This window comes from Streptomyces sp. NPDC058470, assembly GCF_042721055.1.
In the GTDB taxonomy this organism is placed as follows: Bacteria; Actinomycetota; Actinomycetes; order Streptomycetales; family Streptomycetaceae; genus Streptomyces.
In genome coordinates, this window is the sequence record NZ_JBHXMF010000147.1 from 1 (window position 1) to 1,853 (window position 1,853).

The 1,853-nt window shown below is 71.3% G+C and carries 1 protein-coding gene; it reads right to left on the minus strand.

Annotated features, from left to right (window positions below):
- Positions 1-1,853 (minus strand): AMP-binding protein (locus ACFWP7_RS42570; protein WP_384394029.1); only part of this gene is annotated, 1,853 nt, incomplete at both ends.

Genomic DNA, 1,853 nt, shown 5'->3' on the forward strand with positions numbered 1-1,853 from the left:
GCGCCACACCCTCACCAGCGATGAACAACTCACCCGCCACCCCGACAGGGACCAAGCGCAGCCGACCATCCAGCACATACACCTGGGTGTTGCCCAGCGGCCGGCCGATCGGGACCACCCCGGAGGGCAGCTCCTCACCGGGGCCGATGCGGTGCTGTACGGCGCTCACCGTGGTCTCGGTGGGACCGTAGACGTTGAACAGCGTTCCCTGCGGGCGCAGTCGGCGCCAGTGCTCGACGGCAGCGGCGGTGAGGGCCTCGCCGGCGACGAGAAGCTCGGTGTCGTCCGCGGCGTCCGCTGCGGAGCCCGCCAGCATGCCGAGGTGGCTGGGCGTCACCTTCAGCAGGTCGAAGCGGCTGTCGACGGCGTTCTCCAGCAGGTCCGTCAGCCGGATGTGGCCGCCCGCGGTGAGCGGCACATGGAGCGAGGTCACGGTGGTGTCGAACGAGACCGAGGAGTGCAGCGGGACCTCCCCTCGGACGCCCCGGTAGTCGGCGGCGGCGCCCGCGACGTAGTTGGCAAGGCCGGCGTGCCGTACGACGACTCCCTTGGGGGCCCCGGTGGAGCCCGAGGTGTAGATCACGCACGCGGCGTGGCCGGGCAGCAGCGCGGCGATGCGGTCCCCGTCTGCCGGGTTCCCGGAGTCGTGCCGGGCGAGGTCGGCGACCGTCGCCGCGTCGTCCAGGGCAAGGACGGGCTGGTCGACGCCCTTCGGCAGATGCGGCAGGACGTCCCGGGTCGTGACCACCAGGGCCGGCGCGGCGTCGGCCAGCATGTAGGCGATGCGGTGGGCGGGGTACTCGGTGTCGACCGGCAGATAGGCGGCGCCCGACTTCAGCACCGCGAGAACCGCCACGACCATCTCCACCGAACGCGGCACAGCGATCGCCACGATCGACTCCGGACCCGCACCCCGCCCCGCCAACAGCCGCGCCAGCCGGTTCGCCCGCTCGTTCAACTCCCGGTACGACACCACCACATCGCCGCCCGACACCGCAGGTGCCTCCGGCGTACGCACCACCTGCGCCTCGAACATGCCCGGCACCAACAGCTGCGGAAGCTCACGCGCCGTCTCGTTCCACCCGAACACCAACCGCTCACGCTCACCCGGCCCCAGAATCTCCAGATCCCCCACCCTCCGACCCGCATCCGCCACCACAGCACGCAGCACCGCCACGAAACGGCCCACCATCGACTCCACCGTCACCCGATCGAACAGATCCGTGGCGAACTCCGCCAGGCCGTCCAGACCTGCGGGTGAACCGTCGTCGGTGAGTCGCTCGTTGAGGCCGAACGACAGGTCGAAGCGGGCCACTCCACCGCTGCCGGACTCCGCGCCGATGGTCAGGCCAGGCAGGTCCAGGGTGGGCTGCGCCGTGTTCTGCAGGGCCAGCACGATCTGGAAGAGCGGGTGGCGCCCGAGCGAGCGGGACGGGTTGACCGCCTCCACGATGCGCTCGAACGGGACATCCTGGTGGGCGTAGGCGGCCAGGTCCGTCTCCCGCACCCGGGCCAGCAGTTCCCGGAAGGGCGGGTTGCCCGAGGTGTCGGTGCGCAGGACCAGCTCGTTGATGAAGAAGCCGACCAAGTCCTCCATGGCGTCGTCGGTGCGTCCCGCGATGGGGGTGCCGATCGGTATGTCGGTGCCGGCGCCGAGCCGCGTCAGCAGGGTGGCCAGCGCCGCCTGCAGAACCATGAACAGGCTCGTACCGGACTCCCGCGCGAGGGTGAGCAGTCGCCGGTGCAGTCCGGCGTCGATCTCGAAGCGGATGCGCTCGCCCTGGTGGGAGGAGGCGTCCGGCCGCGGGCGGTCGGTGGGCAGGGCCAGTTCCTCGGGCAGGTCGGCGAGGGTC